This window comes from Geodermatophilus sp. SYSU D01176 (assembly GCF_054050015.1).
Genome location: NZ_JBJGYN010000012.1, coordinates 1 through 18,725, shown reverse-complemented (window position 1 = coordinate 18,725; position 18,725 = coordinate 1). Strand labels below are relative to the sequence as shown.

Here is an 18,725-nt window from a genome sequence, read left to right as displayed (position 1 = left end):
CGGCCGTGTCCCGCCCGCCCGTCCCGCACGACGGCAGCGCCCTGCCGGCCAACCCCTGGAACCCGCACGCGTGGGTCGTGGGCGAGCCCGACATCGGCGAGGGCACCTGGATCGGCGCCTTCACCGTCATCGACGGCTCCGGTGGGCTCACCATCGGCCGGGGCTGCGACATCTCCAGCGGCGCGCAGATCTACACGCACTCCTCGGTCCGCCGGTGCGTGTCCGGGCGGACCTCCCCGGAGGTCGAGCGCGCGCCGGTGCGCATCGGCGACCACGTCTTCATCGGCGCCGGCGCGGTCGTGACCATGGGGGTCAGCATCGGGGCCCGCAGCGTGGTCGGCGCCGGCGCGGTCGTGACCCGCGACGTCCCGCCGCACACCGTGGTCGCCGGGGTCCCCGCGCGCCCGACGGCCACCGTGCACGTCCAGGACGGCGCGGTGACCTTCCGCCCGCTGGACGCCGACGCCCGGCCGGCGCCGTAGGGGGCTCCCTCAGGCGCCCAGCACCCGCCGCACCGACGTGACGATCGTGTCGAGGTGCTCACCGGTGAGGTGCTGGTGCACCGGCAGGGACAGGCAGCGGCGGGCCACCGACTCGGCCACCGGGACCTCCTCGACCACCACCCGCGGGTGGTCGCGGTAGCAGTCGTGGCCGAACGCGGTCCGCGGGTAGTACACCCCCGCGCCCACGCCCGCCGCGGCGAGGTCGGCGACCACGCGGTCGCGGTCCACCGACCCGTCGAGCAGCACGGTGTACTGGTGCCACACGTGCGACCGGCCCGGCAGCTCCCGCGGCACCGTCAGGCCGGGGACGTCGCCGAGCCCGGCCGACAGCCGCCGGGCGTTCTCCCCGCGCCGGGCGACGATCTCGCCGAGACGGCCGACCTGCGGCAGCCCGACGGCGGCCTGCAGGTCGGTCATGCGCCAGTTGTGACCGGGGACCTCGTACCGGTAGCGCTGCCGCATGCCCTGGTTGCGCAGCAGCCGCAGCCGGTCGGCGACCCCGTCGTCGTCCGTGGTGACCATCCCGCCCTCGCCGGTGGTCAGGTTCTTGGTCGCGTAGAAGGAAAAGCAACCGGTGCCGAAGGAGCCGGCCGCCCGGCCCCCGTACGCGGCGCCGTGCGCCTGCGCGGCGTCCTCGACCACGTGCAGGCCGCGCTCCCGGGCCAGCTGCGTGATCGGCCCCATGTCGGCGGTCTGCCCGTAGAGGTGGACGGGCAGCAGCACCCGCGTGCGCTCGCCGACCCGCGCGGCGACCAGCGCCGGGTCGACGGCGAAGTCCTCCTCGCGGATGTCGGCGAACCGCACGGTCGCCCCCGCCTCGAGGACCGCGTTCAGGGTGGCGGCGAAGGTGAACGGCGAGGTGACGACCTCGTCGCCGGGCTCGAGGTCCAGCACCTGCAGCGCCGCCACGAGGGCCGTCGTCCCGTTGTTGACGGCCACGGCGTGGCGGACGCCCACCACGTCGGCGAACGCGTCCTCCAGGCGCTGCACCATGGGGCCCTGGGCGAGGACGCCGGACCGGATCACCTCGAGCACGAGGGGCTCGGCGTCCCGGACGTCGACCACGCTGATGGGGATCACGAGGACTGCTCCCGTTCGTTCACGACGACCGAGCCGGGGCACCGACCGGCCGCTGCGACAGCAGGAACACCCCTGCGGTCGGAGTGTCGCAGACGCCCGGGGGCTCCCTGCCGGGGGTTCTCCCGGAGGGTGCCGGTCCCCGTCCGGCAGGCTGGGGGCATGACCGCCCCCTCCACGCCGGAAGCCCCCTGGCCGGTCCGGACGGTGGCCCGCAAGGTCGCCGAGTGGATCGGCCGGCTCGGCGAGGTCTGGGTGGAGGGGCAGGTGGCCCAGCTGTCCCGGCGCGGCGCCGCGACGGTCTTCCTCACCCTGCGCGACCCGGCGGCCGACCTCTCGGTCCCGGTGACCTGCAGCCGGGACGTCGCCGACCGCCCCGGCCTGGAGCTCGCCGAGGGCGCCCGGGTCGTCGTGCGGGCGCGGCCGGACTACTACATCCCCCGCGGGTCCTTCTCGCTGCGCGCCACGGAGATCCGCGCCGTCGGCCTGGGCGAGCTGCTCGCCCGCATCGAGCGGATCCGCCGGCTGCTGGCCGCCGAGGGGCTCTTCGACGCCGCCCGCAAGCGCCCGCTGCCGTTCGCCCCCGCCGTCGTCGGGGTGGTCACCGGCCGCGACAGCGCCGCCGAGCGCGACGTCCTGGTGACCGCCCGCCGCCGCTGGCCGGCCGTCCGGTTCGCCGTCCACCACAGCCTGGTGCAGGGGCCCATGGCGGCCGCGTCGGTCATCGAGGGCCTGCAGCGGCTGGACCGGGACCCGCAGGTCGAGGTCATCGTCGTCGCCCGCGGCGGCGGCTCGGTCGAGGACCTGCTCCCCTTCTCCGACGAGGGCCTGGTGCGCGCGATCGCGGCCTGCCGGACGCCGGTGGTGACCGCCGTCGGCCACGAGACGGACACGACGCTGGTCGACCACGCCGCCGACGTCCGGGCGGCCACCCCCACCGACGCCGCGCACCGGGTGGTGCCGGAGATCGGCGAGCAGCGCCGGCTCGTCGACGGGCTGCGGGCCCGCGCCCGGCACCTGGTCGGCGCGCGGCTCGAGCAGCAGGAGCGGTGGCTGGAGAGCATCCGCAGCCGGCCCGCCCTGGCCGATCCGCAGCGGCTGCTGCACGGCCGCGCTGACGACGTCGAGCAGCTGCGCACCCGCGCCCGGCGCAGCCTGACCCACCGGCTGGAGGGGGCCGAGCGCGACCTGGAGCACGCGCGCGCCCGGGTCGCGGCGCTCTCCCCCGCCGCGACGCTGCAGCGCGGCTACGCGGTCGTACAGCGGGCCGACGGCTCGCTGGTCCGCGAGCCCGGCGAGGTGGCCGACGGGGAGCGGCTGTCGGTGCGGGTGACGGGGGGCCGGCTGCCGGTGCGGGTCGCCAGGGAGGATGGGGAACCGTGAGCGAGACCCCGACCGAGCAGCCGACGACCACCTACGAGCAGGCCCGCGAGGAGCTCGCCGACGTCGTGCGGCGGCTGGAGGCCGGCGGGCTGACCCTCGAGGAGTCCCTCGGCCTCTGGGAGCGCGGCGAGCAGCTGGCCGAGCTGTGCCAGCACTGGCTGGACCGGGCCCGCGAGCGGCTGGCGAAGGCCGCTCCCGGCGATCAGCCGGAGTAGGGCCGCACCGATCCGGCGACGGTCTCCAGCTCCGCGTCGGACGCCGACCCGGTGACCAGCACGGTGACGCCGCCGGCCGCGCGGGAGAGCACCGTCTCGCCGCGCTCCGTCGTCCCCCGCGTCCAGGTCTGCCCGCCGAGGTCGACGGTGCCCTGCTCCTGGGCGCCGTCGAGGACGGCGTCGACCGCGTCGGCGCGGGCGTCGTCGCTGACCACGAAGCCGGCGTACTCGGCCGACGGGGTGAGGTAGCCGATCTCCAGCGTGACCGGGTCGCCGGCGTCCGCGCCGCCGGCGTCGGTGCGGGCGCTGGTCGGCCGGTAGCCCTCGGGCAGGCCGGCCGGCGCGACCACCGGGTACCCGGCGCGGGCGGCGGCCACCTGCACGGTGCTCGCGGGGTCGACCTCGCGGACGGGATCGACCCCGGACTGCTTGAACGTCATCCAGCCCACCAGCGCCAGGCAGATCAGCACGATCGGGACCAGCGACCGCAGCATGTTGGCCGCGCTCATCCGGTTGGCCCGCTCGACCGCCGACGAGGGTGCCTGCGCGGGAGGCTGACTGATCGGGCCGGCTGAGCTCACCCCCCTAGGATGACAGGACTCACCGCCCCGCCCCGCCACCCAGAGTCCGCGGCCCCCTCCAGGGCACCGCCCCGAGCTTGCGAGGGGTGGGGAGGAGGGGGTCCTTGCACAGGAGGTCCGCGTGTCCCTGCCCCTGCCCGACGGCTCCGCGACCCACAGCGGAGGCAGCTTCAGCTCCGACCGGCCGGCACCCGACCGCAACCTCGCCATGGAACTGGTCCGCGTCACCGAGGCCGGCGCGATGGCCGCCGGCCGCTGGGTCGGCCGCGGCGACAAGAACGGCGGCGACGGCGCGGCCGTCGACGCGATGCGCTCGCTCATCGGCACGGTGAGCATGAAGGGCGTCGTCGTCATCGGCGAGGGGGAGAAGGACCAGGCCCCGATGCTCTTCAACGGCGAGCAGGTCGGCGACGGCAACGGTCCCGAGTGCGACGTCGCGGTCGACCCCGTGGACGGCACCACCCTCATGGCCAAGGGCATGCCCAACGCCATCGCGGTCATGGCGGTCGCCTCGCGCGGCGCCATGTACGACCCGTCGGCGGTCTTCTACATGGAGAAGATCGCGGTCGGCCCGGCTGCGGCCGACGTCGTCGACATCACCGTCCCGGTCGCCGAGAACATCCGCCGGGTGGCCAAGGCCAAGCGCATCTCGCCCGGCGACGTCACCGTCTGCATCCTCGACCGCCCCCGCCACGAGCAGCTGGTGCACGAGGTGCGGGAGGCCGGCGCGCGGATCAAGTTCATCACCGACGGCGACGTGGCCGGCGCCATCGCCGCGGCCCGCGAGGGCACCGGCGTCGACCTGCTCATGGGCATCGGCGGCACGCCGGAGGGGATCATCGCCGCCTGCGCCCTCAAGTGCATGGGCGGTGCGCTGCAGGGCCGGCTCTGGCCCAAGGACGACGACGAGCGGCAGAAGGCCCTCGACGCCGGCCACGACCTCGACCGGGTGCTGCAGATCGACGACCTCGTGCGCGGCGACGTCTTCTTCGTGGCCACCGGCATCACCGACGGCGAGCTGCTCCGCGGCGTGCAGTACCGGTCCGGCGGGTGCACCACGCAGTCGCTGGTCATGCGCTCGAAGTCGGGCACGATCCGGCTGATCGACAGCCTGCACTCGCTGGAGAAGCTGCGCGCCTACTCCGCGGTGCCGTTCGACCGGTCCGACGGGGTCAGCTGAGCGGCGGCGCCGGCGGCACCGGGGGTGGAGGGGGCGGCACGTGCCGCGCGGCGAGGCGGTCCACCAGCGCCCGCCACCGGCTGGCCGACTCCCCCGGCGCCAGGCTGCGCAACCGCAGGTCGCCGAACACGCTGCGCGCGTGGACGACGATCCGCGGGGTGCCGGCCAGTCGCGGCACCGGCGCCAGCTCGGTCCTCCGGTCGCCGAAGAACGTGCGGCCCTGCAGCTCGGTGTCCACCCCCTCGGCGACCACCACGTCGACGTCGCCGAACACCGTGCCCAGCGTGGTGTCGACCCGGTCGGCGTCGGTGCGCAGCCCGCGCAGGTCCAGCCGGACGTCGCCGAATACGGTGGACGCCCGCCGCGGCGCGTCCGCCGTCCCGGCGATCCTGATGTCGCCGAAGACGAGGGAGACCTCCTCCGGCGTCCGCTTCCCGACGATCTGCACCGGCGGCGGGGCGTCGGGCGGCAGGTCGGCCACGAGCGCGGCCAGGTCGTCGAGCGTGCCGGCGGCGTAGGCGGCCTCGACCCGGTCGCCGAACTCCGACAGGTCGATCCGCCCCTCGGCGACCGCCCGCTGCAGCCGGGTCACCGTGGCCTCGCGGTCGGCGTCCGAGGCGCGCACGGCCGGCGGCCGGCCGGGGACGGCGTCGGGCTCCACCCGGCCGACCGTAGCGGAACCGGCCGGTGCCGAGGACCGGTCGGCTGCCGGGCTCACTCCAGCTCGGTGCAGCAGGCCACGGCCAGCGGCTTGACGCGGCCGCCGCAGGTGCTGGCGTGGCGCTCGTACTCCGAGAACGGCGCGGACTCCGTGTAGAGCATCCGACGGCTGCTGCGGCGGGGACATGCGCTCTCCTCCGACCTGGGTGGACGTCCCATGCGCGGTCCGCCGTCCCCGCCCGGGGCGCTCCCACGTCGGAGCCGCCCCGACCGCCACCTCGCGGGCATCTAGGGTCCCTGTCGGAGCACTGTCACCAACCACCACACCGGGAGCTGCAGCAATGCCCGCTGAGACCCAGGCCGCACAGCAGGACGGCACCGACTACCGCATCGAGCACGACTCCATGGGCGAGGTCCGGGTCCCCGCGTGGGCGAAGTGGCGGGCGCAGACGCAGCGCGCCGTCGAGAACTTCCCGATCTCCGGCACGCCGATCGAGCGCGAGCTGATCGCCGCGCTGGCCGCGATCAAGGGCGCGGCCGCCGCGGTCAACGCCTCGCTGGGCGTGCTGCCGCAGGAGACCGCCGACGCCATCTCCACCGCCGCTGCCGAGGTGGCGAGCGGGGCGTGGGACGAGCACTTCCCCATCGACGTGTTCCAGACCGGCTCGGGGACGTCGAGCAACATGAACACCAACGAGGTGATCGCGTCCCTGGCCACCGAGGCGCTCGGCTCGCCGGTGCACCCCAACGACCACGTCAACGCCTCGCAGTCGTCCAACGACGTCTTCCCGTCGGCGATCCACGTGGCCGCGACCAAGGCGATCGTCAGCGACCTCGTCCCCGCGCTGGGGCACCTGGCCGGCTCGCTGGAGCGCAAGGCCGAGGAGTTCGCCGAGGTCGTGAAGAGCGGCCGCACCCACCTGATGGACGCCACCCCGGTCACCCTGGGCCAGGAGTTCGGCGGGTACGCCGCGGCGGTGCGCTACGGCATCGAGCGGCTGCAGGCCTCGCTGCCGCGGATCGGCGAGCTGCCGCTGGGCGGCACCGCGGTCGGCACGGGCATCAACACCCCGCCCGGGTTCGCCGCGGCGATCATCGAGCGGCTCGCCGCCGAGCTGGACCTGCCGCTGTCCGAGGCGCGCAACCACTTCGAGGCGCAGAGCTCGCGCGATGCCCTGGTCGAGGGCTCCGGGCAGCTGAAGACCATCGCCGTCGGCCTGGTGAAGATCGCCAACGACCTGCGCTGGATGGGCTCCGGCCCGCGCACCGGCCTGGCCGAGATCCAGCTGCCCGACCTCCAGCCCGGCAGCTCGATCATGCCCGGCAAGGTGAACCCGGTGATCCCGGAGGCGGTCATCCAGGTGGGCGCCCAGGTCATCGGCAACGACGCCGCGGTCACCTTCGCCGGCACCACCGGCGTCTTCGAGCTCAACGTCACGCTGCCGCTCATGGCCCGCAACGTGCTGGAGTCGATCCGGCTGCTGACCAACGTCAGCCGGATCCTCGCCGACCGCTGCGTCGACGGGATCGTCGCCGACGTCGACCGGTGCCGGGTGTACGCGGAGTCCTCGCCGTCGATCGTGACGCCGCTGAACAAGTACATCGGCTACGAGGAGGCCGCGAAGGTCGCCAAGCAGTCGCTGGCCGAGCAGAAGACGATCCGCCAGGTCGTGGTGGAGCGCGGCTACGTCGAGCAGGGCAAGCTCACCGAGCAGCAGCTGGACGAGGCCCTCGACGTCCTCTCCATGACCCACCCCTGAGCCCCGGGCGGTCCGGGCCGGGGGTCACGGCCCCGGCGGGCCCTGCCGATACCCCCCGTCGTGGACGGGGGTGGCCCCGGCCCGACCGTTGGAGGCCCATCCGTGCACCGTCCCCTCGCCCACGCTCCCGCAGTCCTCGCCGCGAACCGGCGGAACTACGAGCTCCTGGTCGAGCTGGCCCGGCACTACGCCGACCGGGGCGACACCGAGCACGTGCTCCGGACGGCGACGCTGGCCGCCACCTACGCCTGGCTGGCCCCGGTCGGCCTGCTCAGCGACACCCGCGTCGAGCGCGCCGTCGTCCACGCCGTCCGGGGCTCCGGGCGGGTGACCGTCGACGGCGACCGCCGTGCGGGGCGGGTGCTGCACGTGCTCACCGAGGCCTACTCCACCGGTGGGCACACCCGCCTGGCGTGGCGCTGGATGGCCCGCGACGAGCGCACGAGCGACGTCGTCCTGACCAACCAGCACGGTGCCGTGCCCGACGAGCTGGTCGCCTCCGTCCGCGCCACGGGCGGTGAGCTGCACGAGCTGCAGGTGACGGCCACCGGGCTCCTGGACCGGGCCCGGCAGCTGCGGCAGCACATGGACCGGGCCGACCTCGTCGTCCTGCACGTGCACCCCTACGACGCCGTCGCGCTCGCGGCCGCCAACCTGCCCGGTCCCCGCCCGCCCGTGGTGCTCGAGAACCACGCCGACCACGCGTACTGGCTCGGGGTGGCCGGTACCGACCTGCTGTGCGACCTGCGTCCGCAGACCCGGGCCGTCGACGTCGGCCTGCGCGGGGTGCCCGCCGACCGGATCGGCGTCCTGCCGCTGCCCGTCGACGAGCTGCCGTCGCCGGCCGGCGACGCGCTCCGCCGGGAGCTCGGGATCCGCCCGGACGCCGTCGTGGCCCTGACCGTCAGCGCCGACTGGAAGATGGCCCCCGCGTGGGGACGCGGCATGCGCGACGTCGTCGAGCGGGTCCTGCGCTGGTCCCCGCAGCTGTGCGTCGTGCTCGTCGGCGCCACGCCGAGCGAGGACTGGTCCCGGCTGGACAAGCGGTACCCGGGCCGGGTGTTCCCGGTCGGGAAGGTGCCGGACCCGGCTCCGTACTTCGCCCTCGCCGACGTCTACCTCGACTCCTACCCGACCCACTCGTCGACGTCGGCACTCGAGGCGGCCGTGCTCGGCCTCCCCGTCGTCGCGCTGGCGGACCTCTCCGAGGACGACCCCGCGTCCATCCTGCAGGCGGGGTCGCCGGGGCTCGCCGGGCTGCCCCGCGTGGCGACCGCCGAGAAGTTCGCCACGACCGTGCGCCGGCTCGCCGCGGACGCCGACCTGCGGCGGCAGGCCGGTGCGGACGCCCGTGCCGCGGTGCTCGCGGTGCACGACGGCCCGGCGTGGCGCGCCGGGCTGGAGTCCCTCTACGCGAAGGCACGCGCCCTGCCGGCCACGGACGTCGACGACCTGGGCGACTCCCCGACCGACGACCGGTACGGCGCCATGGTGCTCAGCGCGGTGGCCCCGGAGACCGCCAGCCCCGATCCCCGGCACATCGCCCGGGGGCTCGGGCCCCTGTACGACGACCGGATGGAGGCGGACCTGCTGGCGGGGCTCTCCCGGGGTGCGGAGTCGCCGTTCCTGGTCCGCGTGGCGCCCGGGTGGGGGCGACACGAGGAGTGGACCAGCCGCCTGCTCGAGCTGTGCAGCGCCCACCCCCGGCTCGCCGTCAGCCTGCCCTTCCTCCCCGGTGACGACCTCGAGGGCACCGGCACCGAGACCACCGTGCTCGCGCTGCTCGCCGGCATCGGCCGCACCGCCGCGGACTGCGGGGAGATCAGCGTGGACGCCCTGCGCCCGCACCACACCGGCCCGGAACTGGCGGGCGACGCGCCGTTCACCGACGAGGTGCTCGACTGGCTGGCCCGGCTGATGACCTCGCCGCTGTGGTCGGCGCCGGCCGGCACGGACGGCGGTCACCCGGTGCACGCCGTTCCCGCATCCGCGTGAGGAGACCGCCTCGTATGGGCCCTACCCGCCAGTAGCTGGGTAGCGTCCCGTGCTGATGAGCGAGACAGCGAGCGCACCCGCGGCCGGCAACCCCGACGCATCCCTGCGCTATCCCGGTGGAGAACTGCCCCTGCCCGTGGTCCCGGCCACGGAGGGAGCGGACGGACTGGACACAGGCAAGCTGCTGGCGACGACCGGACGGGTCGCGCTGGACATCGGCTTCGTCAACACCGCGTCGTGCACCTCGGCGATCACCTACATCGACGGTGACGCCGGGATCCTGCGCTACCGCGGCTACCCGATCGACCAGCTCGCCGGGAAGGCCAGCTTCGTCGAGGTCAGCTACCTGCTGATCTACGGCGAGCTGCCCACCGCCGACCAGCTGGCCGGCTTCGACTCCCGGCTGCGGCGGCACACGCTGCTGCACGAGGACCTCAAGCAGTTCTTCAAGGGCTTCCCGCGCGACGCGCACCCGATGCCGGTGCTCTCCTCGGCGGTCAGCGCCCTGTCGACCTTCTACCAGGACTCGCTGGACCCGTTCGACGAGCGGCAGGTCGAGATCTCGACGCTGCGCCTGCTGGCCAAGCTGCCGACGATCGCCGCGTACGCCTACAAGAAGTCCGTCGGCCAGCCGTTCCTCTACCCGGACAACTCCCTCGGGCTGACCGAGAACTTCCTCCGGATGACGTTCGGCTTCCCGGCCGAGCCCTACGAGGTCGACCCGGACCTGGCCGCGGCGCTGGACATGCTCTTCGTGCTGCACGCCGACCACGAGCAGAACTGCTCGACGTCGACGGTGCGCCTGGTCGGCTCCTCGCAGGCCAACCTGTTCGCCTCCATCTCGGCCGGCATCAACGCGCTGTTCGGCCCGCTGCACGGCGGGGCCAACCAGTCGGTGCTGGAGATGCTCGAGTCGATCCAGCGCGAGGGCGGCGACATCCCGGCGTTCGTCGAGCGGGTGAAGAAGAAGGAGCCCGGCGTCAAGCTCATGGGCTTCGGGCACCGGGTCTACAAGAACTACGACCCGCGGGCGGCGATCGTGAAGCAGACCGCCGACACCGTGCTCGACAAGCTCGGCGGCGACAACGAGCTGCTGGACCTGGCCCGCCAGCTGGAGGAGATCGCGCTCTCCGACGACTACTTCGTCGAGCGCAAGCTCTACCCGAACGTCGACTTCTACACCGGGCTGATCTACCGGGCGATGGGCTTCCCGACGCACATGTTCACCGTGCTGTTCGCCCTCGGCCGGCTGCCCGGCTGGATCGCCCAGTGGCGCGAGATGATCAACGACCCGGCCACCAAGATCGGCCGTCCGCGGCAGGTCTACACCGGGGCCACGGAGCGCCCGTTCGTGCCGATCGACCAGCGCTGAGCCCGCTCCGCTGCCCCCTCGGGGCAGCGGGTCCTCACCACCTCGGGGTCCCGTCGTCCGCCCGGACGGCGGGACCTCGGCGTTCTCGGGCAGCATGGACGCCGCGCCACCACCCGCACCGTCGCGCCGTAAGGAGTCCCATGGCCGAGTCCTCCCCCGAGGACGAGCTGGTCCTGCCTCCGGTCCCCCTGGCCACGGGCGGAGCGGTCCGCGTCGGCGGCACCGGCCGCCGGGTGGCCCGGGTGGAGCTCATCGTCTCGACCGAGGACGGCGAGGAGGTGCGGATCCCGCTCGAGCACCACCACGGGGGTTGGTGGCCCCCGGCCGAGCGCACCGCGCCATCGGCGGGCGTGTACGCCGATCGGGTGCCACCTGCGGATCACCCTCACCCGGAGGGGTGAGCCCGCCTCCCCCCTCCCTCCGGGGACTCCCCCGAGCCGTCGATACGAGGCCTGAGCGCACCGCGGCAACCCGCGGCGCCGGCCACGTACGACGAGACCGCCCGGGGGACCCGCAGTGCCCGCACCACGCACGACGGTCCCTCGCACCACCGCCCGTCCCGCCGCCGGCCGGCGGGCCACCGCGCCGCGCAGCAGCACCGCCCGCCCGCCGCTCACCGCCTCGGAGGCGCAGGCGCTGCGCGCCGTGCTCGCCGCCCGCGCCGCTGCTGACCCGGACGGCGCTGCCGCGGCAGCGTCCCGCCGCTCCCCCGCCGGGCGCCCGTCGGCCCCGGGCCGCCGTCCGGCCACCGGCACCCGCGTCCGGAAGGGGAGGCGCACGAAGGCGCCCGCCCGTCGCGCCCCCCTCCGCCGGCCCGCTGCCGACGGCCGCCGCTGGCGGGTCCGGCTGTCCCTGGCCGCCGTCGGGCTGGTGCTGCCGGTCCTGGCCGGCCTGATGGCCCCGGGCACCCAGGCGACCGGCACCGCCGCCGAGCCGACCGACGCGACCGGCCTGGCCCTCGCCGCTCAGGGCTCGCTGCTCGACGCCGCGACCCGCTACCGCGGCCTGCAGCAGAGCCTCGCCGCGCGGCAGGCCGAGCTGACGGCCGCCCGCGCCGCCGAGCACTCCGCGCAGCAGCAGCTGGCCGCCGCGCGCGCGACGGTCGGCACGGGGGCCGCCGCGCTGTACCGGTCCCCGAGCGAGGTCCGCACCCCCCTGCTCCGCCTCGACGTGCGGGCGGCCGGGGCCACCTCCGACGTCCTCCACCTGGCGGCGCTCGCCGATCAGGCCGCCGACGACCTCGCGGTCGACGTCGTGCAGGCCGAGCGCGCCGCGGTCGCCCTGACCCTCGCCACCCGCCGCGTGCAGGTGGCCGCGGCCGCCCTGGCCACCGTGGAGGAGCAGGCCGGCGCCGTCCTCGACGAGGTGCGCGCCGAGGTCGGCGGGCTGCGGACCGACGTGGCCGCCGAGCTCGCCGCCCTGGGCACGGGCCGGGCCGCCGCAGCGCAGCAGGAGGTCAACCAGCAGGCGCTGCGCCGCTGGCAGGACCACCTCGCCGTGCTGACCCTCGCCGGCATCGAATCGCCGCCCGCGGCCGCCCTGACCGACCCCGCGGCCCTGCCGGCCGGGCTGTCCCCCGCGCTGGACGGCGCCGGGCAGCCGATCCCCGGCATCGCCTGGGCCGTGGCCGGCAACCGCCCGGTCACCGTGCTCCCGGCCGAGACGGTCGCCGCGGTGAGCGCCGCGCTGGCCCAGCTCGGCAAGCCCTACGTGCCCGGCGGGACCGGCCCGGAGGCCTACGACTGCGGCGGCCTGGCCGCCACCGCGTGGCTGCTCGGGGGATACGGGATCCCGACCGTCGCGGTCGACCAGTGGACCCGCGGCGCCGCCGTCCCGCTGGCGCAGCTGCAGATCGGTGACCTGGTGTTCGCCGACGGCGGCAGCGACGTCGGGATCTACCTCGGCGAGGGCCAGGTCGTGGCCGCGTCGGCCGCCGGCTACCAGGTCGGCGTCCGCCCCATGACCGACGCTGCCGCCGCCGTGCGGGTTCCGCTCCCCTCTCCCGCGCAGCCGAACGCCGCGCTGCCCCCCGGCACCGCCGGTCGCGGGCCCTGCGGCGCACCGCCCGCGCCGGTCGGCCCGGTCAGCCCCGCGTGGGGTGGCTGGTCGAACGGGAGCATCCCGACGACCGCCCTCTGCTCGATCGGCCGTGGCCACGCCCTGCGCTGCGACGCCGCGGCCGGCTACACGGCCCTGGCCGACGCCTACCGCGCCGCCTTCAGCAGCCCGCTGTGCATCACGGACTCCTACCGGTCGCTCCGTGCGCAGGTCACCGCCTTCCGCGCCAAGCCGGCACTCGCCGCGGTGCCGGGGACGTCGAACCACGGGTGGGCGCTGGCCGTCGACCTCTGCGGCGGCATCAACACCGCCGGCACCGCGCAGTCGGCGTGGATGGCGGCCAACGCCGGCCGGTTCGGCTTCGTGCAGCCGGACTGGGCGCGGCAGGGCGGCGAGAAGCCGGAACCCTGGCACTGGGAGTTCGGCCACCTGGCATGACGCAGGGCTGCCCCTCGCCACTCGGGACCGCAGCCGTCCCTCGCGTCGACGTCGTGCTCGAGTCGATGTCTCCCCCGGGTCCGATCAGCCCCGGTGGCACCATGCGCAGCGGCACGACGGCGGTTGTCCACAGGGAACGTCTCCGCTGGTCAGAGCCGCGCGGCACTACTACGATCGAACACGTGTACGGACGCCGGTGGATGCAGGGAGGCGACTCGCTGGTCGAGTCGCGACTGCTCCGCGTGGTGCTCGACCAGACGGCCGCACGCGCTCGCCACAGGTTCCGCACACCGGTGACGGTGGTGCCCGAGGAGACGTCCTTCCGAGACCTCACGACCGCGCAGGCGCCGACGGTGCTCGGTCGGTTGATCGAGGACGGCGCCGCGCTGCTGGACGTCGCGGTGGCCGCACACCGGGCCTCCGGTCGAGCGGCAGCGAAGCAACTGCGGGCGCTGGCCGCGTTCGCCCGGCACCGCCCGGCCGGCTCCTTCGACCGGGCACCCGGCGAACCGGGGGCGGCGTCGCCGGCCTCCCGAGCGGTGCGGCCGGAGGTCCTGACGACCGTGAGCGAGTGGGCGGCCGACGAGGTGGCCACCCGACTGCAGCTGACCGGCTCGGCAGCACAGGACCTGCTCGTGCTGGCGGTGACGCTGGACGAGCAGCTCCCGGCAACCCTGACCGCATGGGAGGAGGGGCGGATCGGGCGCAAGCACGCCGAGGTGCTCGCCGAACTGCTGCCGCTGCTCACCCACCCGGCGGCGCGCGCGGAGGTGGAGGCGCGGCTGCTCGCACGGGTCGGGTCGAAGACACCCAGCCAGCTGCGGGTCGCCACCCGCCGGGCGGTGCTGAGAGCAGACGCGAACGCCGCGCTGCGCCGGGCCGCCGCAGCGGTGCGGGAGCGCGGGGTCCGGCTCTACCCGGGGAGGGACGGGACCGACACCCTGTCACTCGCGCACGCCGGCCCCGTCGCACGGGCCTGCTACGACGCGCTGGAGCGGTACGCCGAGGCGTGTCGCACGGAGAGGGACACGCGTACCAAGCAGCAGCGGATGGCCGACTGCCTCGCCGACCTGATCCTCCGGCCCGGCGAGAACGGCCTGCCGCCGGTACAGGCCCAGCTCACCATCACCGCGGCGGCAACGACGCTCCTCGGCGGTGACGAGCCCGGCGAGGTCGACGGCGAACCCCTGCCGGCCGAGGTCATCCGGGAGATCGCCTACGCCCTGGGCCTGCTCCCCAGACCCACCAGCGTGACGGCAGACGCAGCCGACAGCACCATCTCCTCGGACGAGACAGGCCCCGGCCCGGTCGCGGCCGCCGGGCACGCCGACCCTCGATGGGACGGCCCGACGGACGCCCCGAGCAGCGACCGAGCTGCGGCCGATCCCGAGGACACACCCGCAGAGCTGGCCGACCTCCTGCTCACCAGACGGATCACCGGCACCACGCTGGCCGCCCGGCCGCAGATCGCCGTCACCCATCCCCTCACCGGCGCGCTGCTCGCACTGACGGATGCCACCGCGATCCGCCGAGGCGACCCGATCGGCCGGCCGGGGCAGACGCTCGCCTATCGGGCCGACGTCCGGATCGACCGCTTCGTCCGTGCCCGGGACCGGCGCTGCCGCTTCCCCGGCTGCCGCGCCCGGCCCCGCAGGTGCGACCTCGACCACCGGGTGCCCTACGACCGAGGCGGCCCCACCAGCCCCTGCAACCTGTGCTGTCTCTGCGAACACCACCACCGCCTCAAGACCCTCGCCCCCGGCTGGGCCATGGCCCCCATGCCCGACGGCGGTATCCGCTGGACGGTGCCCGGCGGCCACCAGGTCACGACCCATCCCCCCGCGTACGGCACCGACGACGACCAGCCACCCGACCCGCCGGCCACCGCCTCGGCGGGGTCGACCTCGCACGCCGACGACCCACCGCCGTTCTAGACGCACCGACCGGCACCAGTGGTCGAGAGGCGTGCGACCACGGCCCGGACCGGGACCGGCGGCCCCGTCCTCCTCAGATCCAGCGCAGGCGGGCGATCTGCCGCCAGGGCAGTCGCTGGCACGCCTCACCGGTCTCCCCGGCGAGCCGTGCGGCCACGCCCGCACCGGCACAGGCCAGCGGAGAGTGGGGCGTGACGACGACGTGCGGGTCCTGCAGGTCGAGGCCGGCCGCGGCGATCCGGTCCAGCAGCAGGTGCGGGGCGACGAGCACGGCGGAGGCGAGCACCGGGACCTCCGGGTGCGTCCACAGCGCCACCGGGCCCTCCACCCGCAGGGAGCCCCCGACGACGGCAGCACGCTCGCCCGCGGCCGCGCGCACGTGCTCCACGGCGCGCCGGTCCAGGTCGGCCGACGGAGCCCAGGGCACCGTACGGTCCCCGCGGCGGACCACGACGCGCCAGCCGACCGCGGTCTCGGTCCGGTCGGTCCAGTCGAGCACCGCGATGCCGGCCTCGGCGGCCACCGCGTCGGGGACCGGCCGGCCGAGCACCCAGGCCGTCAGCGCGGCCGCCAGCTCCTCGGGCGTCGAGCCGACGCGGGCGTCGGTCATGTCCTCCGCCAGGTCGCGCAGCGGCGTGCGCACCCGCCGCTCGTCCTCCTCGAGGACCACGACCGGGCCGTCGGCCCGGTCCTCGACGAGGGCGATCCGCAGCCGCCGGGTCGCCATCGCGGGCAGCACCTGCTCCGCCGTACCGCGCAGGTCGGCCACCGTGACCGGCACGCTGCGCAGTCGCTGCAGCAGCCCGGCACCGGCGAACAGGCCCCCGCTCACGGGCGGTCCTGGCACAGCGCGGCGCGCAGGCCCGACGCGAGGTGGGTGAGCGTCAGCACGCTGGTCAGTTCGCGGGAGGAGAGCCGCACCGGCAGCACGTCGGCCGCCCAGCCGGTCACCCGGCGCACCCGCGCGGCCGAGCGCGGCCACAGGGCGTCGCGCGCCGCGGCCACGTGCAGCTCGGTGAGCACGTCGGCGAGGTGGACGGCGGCCACCGGGTGCACCTCGGCGTCCTCGAGGGCGCCGCGCACGACGGTCGCCAGCTCCTCGCGCTGGGCCGCGGTGAGCCAGTGCGGGACCAGGACGTCGGGCGCGGGTCCGCCCGGGGCGAGGGCGCTCACCGCGCCCCTCCCGCGGCGGGGGCGAGCACCGCAGCTCGGCGGCGGCGGGCTCCCCTGCGCTCTCTCACGATCTCAGATATCGGCAGGCCGGCGCGGCGGTGGACCCGTACCGCAACGGTTTCCCGCTGGGCTGGAACCGGTCAGTCGGCGAGCTCGGCGAGCCGGTGCTTGAGGGCGCGCTCCACGCGGTCGGCGTGCACGTTCATGTTCCGCACCGAGGTGCCCAGGTCGGCCGACAGCTGCGTCTTGGTCCGGCCGCCCCAGGTGGTCAGGTACCACGTGGCCCAGCCCAGGACGTTGGGCTGACCGGCGCGCTGATCGGGCCGCGCGTCGGGGTCGGGCGCGCAGGCCGCGGTCAGGGCGTGCGACAGCAGCGTCTGCTCGGCCTCGCCCATGATCTCGTCCGGCGCCTCGCTCGTGTCCGGGAGCATGACCTCGGTGGCGTCCGGGCCGACGCCGTCCAGGGACTGCAGGTTGCGCAGCCCGTTGAGCGTCGCCACCGTCTGCGAGTTGCGCCGCAGCGTCGCCACGCTCTGCCCCATGTAGGCGGCCAGCTCCTTCTCGCTGGGCCGGCGCTGGTGCTCGGCGAGGAAGGCCGCGACCGCCTTCTGCTGCTTGTTCTCGGTGTCGGCCGCGGTGCGACCGTGGGCGTTGCGGCCCAGGTCGTGCACCCACTTCGACAGCTGGGTGGCGAGGAACGCGCCGAAGGGGACGCCCTTGCCCTCGTCGAACTGCCCGACCGCCTTGAGGATCCACTCGCTGACCTGCTGGGTGAGGTCGTCGGGGTCGGGCAGGTGGAGCCGGATGGTGCTCATGTTCCGCTGCAGCCGCTTGAGGCTGATCGGGAGGTAGTGCCGGCACAGGTCGTCGAGGAAGGCCGGCGGCAGGTCGCGCGGCGCCCGGCGGCGCACGTCGGTCTCCGCCCGCAGCCCGACGGTCGCCGTCCCGCGCCCGGCGCACCACGCCTTGATCCACTCGGCGAGCACCTGCGCGGTGCCGCAGGCGCCGTCGACGCGGTACAGGCCCTCGCCCTCGTCGTAGCTGACGGTCACGCCGTCGGGCAGGTCACGCCGGAACCCCTCGAGGGGCAGCTCGCGGTCGGCGCGGAAGTGCACGCGGTCGCGCGGCGCGATCGGCACGAGGGCCCAGCCCTCGGCCTCGGGGATGCCGCCGAACACCAGCGGTTCGCGCTGCCGGGTGGTGGGGGCGTCGTCGACGGAGGTGGCAGGGGACTGGTTCACCGGGACTCCTCGGCGCTGTGGGGAAGACGGCGCTGTGCGGATGACGTGGCCGCGACGGATGGCGGGGGCGGCCCCGTCCAGAGGCCCGCCCTTGACAAGGGCCTCCTACCGCTCGGCCGGCGAGGGCTGCCGCGGCGCGGGGACGACGACCTCGACCACCTGGGCGCTCTCGAGACGGGCCACGAGGTCGGCGGCCGCGGCGCGCTCGGCCTCGCCCGGCTCCACCGCGTAGACCGGCATGTGGTCGTACAGCGTCGTGAAGAGCGAGCTGACGAACGCGTAGGCGGCCTGCGCCTGCGGCGAGAAGCGGGCGACGGCGGCCCGCGGGCCGAGCTCGACGCCGACGGTCACGCGCACGACCCGGTCGTCCTTGCTCAGGCCGGTCAGGGTGAAGGACACCGCGGGGTGCGCGCCGGCCAGCTCGGCCAGCGCGGCGAGGCACCGCCGGGTCGACCCACGGCGGGGCCGCAGCTGCACGTGCACGACGACGGTGTCGGTCTCCGCGCCGGAGCCGACGACCGTGGCGACCTGGTCGCCGATCTCGGTGGTAACGCTGTGCTGCATCGTGATCGCCCCCTGTGACGTGCTTGGGGGCAACTCTCGCGCATGACCGACCCGGCGACCGGCACAACTCTCGCTGTGCGATGCGCAATGTCAGGGCATCTCTTCGGCAGGTCTTGCCCGTGTCGATCAGTCACCGGAGCGCGGCTGTGCGGTGCTCGGCAGGTGTCCACAACGGCCCGGGGCCCTGGCCCGCCAGTTGTGTCAGCCGGCGGGGTCCTCCGTGACCTGACCGTGACCGGCGGGGGCGGCCGCGGCGGGCCGGTCCCGCGTGACCGGCTCCTTGGCGGGACCGGGCCCGCCCGCGTCGGCCGTCGCGGGGGCGAAGGCGGCCAGCGCGCCGAGCGTGTCGGCGGTGACCTGCGCCGCGAGCAGGTTCGCCTCGGCGATCTGCCGGTAGACCTCCTCGCGGTGGATGGTCACCTCCCGCGGGGCCTTGAAACCGAGGCGGACGGTGCCGCCGCGGACCTCGACGACGTGGACCTCGATGTCGTCACCGATGCGGATCGTCTCGCCGACGCTGCGGGTGAGAGTGAGCACTTCGAACCCCTCCGTGGGTGTGTGGTGGCCGTCCGTGGCGGGGGGGCGGGTGGG

General features: G+C 75.4%; 18 protein-coding genes. 10 read left to right on the top strand and 8 right to left on the bottom strand.

The annotated features are described in order from the left end of the window. Positions 1–5 precede the first annotated feature (5 nt). A complete protein-coding gene (locus ACI78Z_RS08940; protein WP_457036175.1) occupies positions 6–482 on the top strand; it encodes an acyltransferase in 477 nt (158 codons plus the stop codon). A 9-nt stretch (positions 483–491) separates the two neighbouring features. Here ACI78Z_RS08940 and ACI78Z_RS08935 read toward each other — a convergent pair whose 3' ends face one another. Beyond that, the gene (locus ACI78Z_RS08935) at positions 492–1,583 is read right to left on the bottom strand and encodes a DegT/DnrJ/EryC1/StrS family aminotransferase (RefSeq protein WP_457036174.1); all 1,092 of its coding nucleotides are present in this window, start codon (positions 1,581–1,583) and stop codon (positions 492–494) included. A gap of 159 nt (positions 1,584–1,742) precedes the next feature. On the opposite strand from ACI78Z_RS08935, the gene xseA reads away from it, so the two are divergent. Together xseA and ACI78Z_RS08925 are read left to right on the top strand one after the other, a co-directional pair. Continuing rightward, complete coding sequence (gene xseA, locus ACI78Z_RS08930; RefSeq protein WP_457036173.1) at positions 1,743–2,963, top strand: exodeoxyribonuclease VII large subunit; 1,221 nt, start codon at positions 1,743–1,745, stop codon at positions 2,961–2,963. Further along, on the top strand, positions 2,960–3,178 hold the full coding sequence (locus ACI78Z_RS08925) for an exodeoxyribonuclease VII small subunit (protein ID WP_457036172.1): 219 nt from the start codon (positions 2,960–2,962) through the stop codon (positions 3,176–3,178). The genes xseA and ACI78Z_RS08925 overlap by 4 nt, the downstream gene beginning before the upstream one ends. Here the strand turns inward: ACI78Z_RS08925 and ACI78Z_RS08920 are convergent. Then, positions 3,166–3,759, bottom strand: coding sequence for a DUF4245 domain-containing protein (locus tag ACI78Z_RS08920; protein ID WP_457036171.1), 594 nt, complete (start codon positions 3,757–3,759; stop codon positions 3,166–3,168). The genes ACI78Z_RS08925 and ACI78Z_RS08920 overlap by 13 nt on opposite strands. A gap of 121 nt (positions 3,760–3,880) precedes the next feature. Here ACI78Z_RS08920 and glpX point away from each other — a divergent pair, with 121 nt between their 5' ends. Continuing rightward, entirely contained in the window at positions 3,881–4,939 is a 1,059-nt protein-coding gene (gene glpX / locus ACI78Z_RS08915) for a class II fructose-bisphosphatase (protein WP_457036170.1), read from the top strand. Here the strand turns inward: glpX and ACI78Z_RS08910 are convergent. Beyond that, the gene (locus ACI78Z_RS08910) at positions 4,932–5,600 is read right to left on the bottom strand and encodes a DUF1707 domain-containing protein (protein WP_457036169.1); all 669 of its coding nucleotides are present in this window, start codon (positions 5,598–5,600) and stop codon (positions 4,932–4,934) included. The genes glpX and ACI78Z_RS08910 overlap by 8 nt on opposite strands. Before the next feature lie 340 nt (positions 5,601–5,940). Between ACI78Z_RS08910 and ACI78Z_RS08905 the strand changes: the two genes are divergently transcribed. The 6 genes from ACI78Z_RS08905 (at position 5,941) to ACI78Z_RS08880 (ending at position 15,156) form a co-directional block, all read left to right on the top strand. Further along, positions 5,941–7,359 (top strand): class II fumarate hydratase, encoded by a 1,419-nt coding sequence (locus tag ACI78Z_RS08905; RefSeq protein WP_457036168.1) that lies wholly within the window; start codon positions 5,941–5,943, stop codon positions 7,357–7,359. Positions 7,360–7,461: 102 nt separating this feature from the next. Continuing rightward, on the top strand, positions 7,462–9,354 hold the full coding sequence (locus tag ACI78Z_RS08900; RefSeq protein ID WP_457036167.1) for a glycosyltransferase: 1,893 nt from the start codon (positions 7,462–7,464) through the stop codon (positions 9,352–9,354). 55 nt (positions 9,355–9,409) lie between these two features. Then, positions 9,410–10,726 carry a citrate synthase gene (locus ACI78Z_RS08895; protein WP_457036166.1) on the top strand — a complete coding sequence of 439 codons (1,317 nt, stop codon included), beginning with the start codon at positions 9,410–9,412 and terminating at the stop codon, positions 10,724–10,726. A gap of 140 nt (positions 10,727–10,866) precedes the next feature. Then, positions 10,867–11,127, top strand: a complete 261-nt coding sequence (locus ACI78Z_RS08890) for a hypothetical protein (protein WP_457036165.1) — start codon at positions 10,867–10,869, stop codon at positions 11,125–11,127. 115 nt (positions 11,128–11,242) lie between these two features. Further along, a complete protein-coding gene (locus ACI78Z_RS08885) occupies positions 11,243–13,222 on the top strand; it encodes an NlpC/P60 family protein (protein ID WP_457036164.1) in 1,980 nt (659 codons plus the stop codon). A gap of 182 nt (positions 13,223–13,404) precedes the next feature. Continuing rightward, positions 13,405–15,156, top strand: coding sequence for a DUF222 domain-containing protein (locus ACI78Z_RS08880; RefSeq protein ID WP_457036163.1), 1,752 nt, complete (start codon positions 13,405–13,407; stop codon positions 15,154–15,156). A 73-nt stretch (positions 15,157–15,229) separates the two neighbouring features. Here the strand turns inward: ACI78Z_RS08880 and ACI78Z_RS08875 are convergent, their stop codons facing one another. The 5 genes from ACI78Z_RS08875 to csrA all read right to left on the bottom strand — a co-directional run bounded on the left by ACI78Z_RS08875 (position 15,230) and on the right by csrA (position 18,671). Continuing rightward, entirely contained in the window at positions 15,230–15,988 is a 759-nt protein-coding gene (locus ACI78Z_RS08875) for a hypothetical protein (RefSeq protein WP_457036162.1), read from the bottom strand. After that, a complete protein-coding gene (locus tag ACI78Z_RS08870; protein ID WP_457036161.1) occupies positions 15,985–16,329 on the bottom strand; it encodes a hypothetical protein in 345 nt (114 codons plus the stop codon). Before ACI78Z_RS08870 ends, ACI78Z_RS08875 begins: the two co-directional genes overlap by 4 nt. 140 nt (positions 16,330–16,469) lie before the next feature. Next, a complete protein-coding gene (locus tag ACI78Z_RS08865; protein ID WP_457036160.1) occupies positions 16,470–17,570 on the bottom strand; it encodes a flagellar biosynthesis protein FliA in 1,101 nt (366 codons plus the stop codon). Between the two features lie 105 nt (positions 17,571–17,675). Beyond that, positions 17,676–18,134, bottom strand: coding sequence for a hypothetical protein (locus tag ACI78Z_RS08860; RefSeq protein ID WP_457036159.1), 459 nt, complete (start codon positions 18,132–18,134; stop codon positions 17,676–17,678). A gap of 201 nt (positions 18,135–18,335) precedes the next feature. Further along, positions 18,336–18,671: a carbon storage regulator CsrA gene (gene csrA, locus ACI78Z_RS08855; RefSeq protein ID WP_457036158.1), complete on the bottom strand. Its 336-nt coding sequence runs from the start codon at positions 18,669–18,671 to the stop codon at positions 18,336–18,338. Between the last annotated feature and the right edge of the window lie 54 nt (positions 18,672–18,725).

Bases quoted from the DNA above. Each gene is read 5' to 3' on its own strand.
- xseA (WP_457036173.1), top strand. From the start codon at position 1,743: ATGACCGCCCCCTCCACGCCGGAAGCCCCCTGGCCGGTCCGGACGGTG.
- ACI78Z_RS08905 (WP_457036168.1), top strand. From the start codon at position 5,941: ATGCCCGCTGAGACCCAGGCCGCACAGCAGGACGGCACCGACTACCGC.
- ACI78Z_RS08895 (WP_457036166.1), top strand. From the start codon at position 9,410: ATGAGCGAGACAGCGAGCGCACCCGCGGCCGGCAACCCCGACGCATCC.
- ACI78Z_RS08890 (WP_457036165.1), top strand. From the start codon at position 10,867: ATGGCCGAGTCCTCCCCCGAGGACGAGCTGGTCCTGCCTCCGGTCCCC.
- ACI78Z_RS08860 (WP_457036159.1), bottom strand. From the start codon at position 18,134: ATGCAGCACAGCGTTACCACCGAGATCGGCGACCAGGTCGCCACGGTC.